Source organism: Vibrio sp. YT-19(2023) (genome assembly GCF_033337395.1).
The window spans coordinates 1-899 of record NZ_JAWOQN010000249.1 but is presented as its reverse complement, the minus strand read 5'-3'; the positions used below and the strand labels follow the sequence as shown (position 1 = coordinate 899).

Below are 899 nucleotides of genomic sequence, written 5' to 3'. Positions count from 1 at the left end.
ACTTGCGTATGTTGTTCGAGCAGTATCTCGGCATGTCACCAAAACAGTACGCGCAATATCAGCAGGTAATGTTCGCCAAGCAGTTGCTGCATTCCAGTTCGATGTCGGTTACGGAAGTTGGCTTCGCCGCTGGTTTTAACAGCACGCGCCGTTTCAACGATGCATTCCAAAAGTTTCTGAAGCTCACGCCTTCTCAAGTTCGTCGAAGAGAATTTGATGGCGTGAGCACGAATCGAATTGCGTTGTCTTATCGTGGCGAGTTGAATTGGCAACACATGCTGGATTTTTAGCGACTAAGAGCCATTGAGGGCGTGGAGCGGGTGAGCGGCGAGAGTTACCAACGCAACGTTTGTCTGGATAACAGCAAAGCGTGGTTTAAGGCGAGCAAAGGTGAAGGAAACCTTGAGCTTGAATTCGAAATTGAAGAAGTTGCGAAGCTGCAAAATTTAGTGTCTGGAATACGTCGTATGTTCGATCTCGACACCGATATTTGTACTGTCGAGCAGCATTTGGATTATGTGGCACCGGGGCTTGTTTCGAACCGAGGCATTCGGATTCCTGGAGTGTGGAATGCTTGGGAAGCCGGGGTTAGAGCCATTCTTGGTCAACAAGTGTCGGTCAAGGCCGCGATAGGCCAGCTTAATTTATTGGTGAAAACGCTCAGTGGTGATGCTGACAAGCGCTTTTTCCCGACACCAGATGCGATTGCGAATGCCGACGTGAGTTTTTTGCGGATGCCGCAAAGTCGTAAAGAGACGTTGGTGCGTTTCGCTCAGTTTATGCAAAGCAACGCGGAGACGGATCCGCAACAATGGTTAGCGTTGAAAGGCATTGGACCTTGGACCGTCAGTTATGCTCAACTGCGTGGGCAATCCCAACCCGATTGCTTTTTAGATAAA

At 49.3% G+C, this 899-nt stretch carries 1 pseudogene; it reads left to right on the top strand.

Annotation, left to right across the window (positions count from 1 at the left end):
* Positions 1 to 899 (top strand): annotated as a pseudogene (locus R7E78_RS25195) (DNA-3-methyladenine glycosylase 2); the annotation flags it as partial.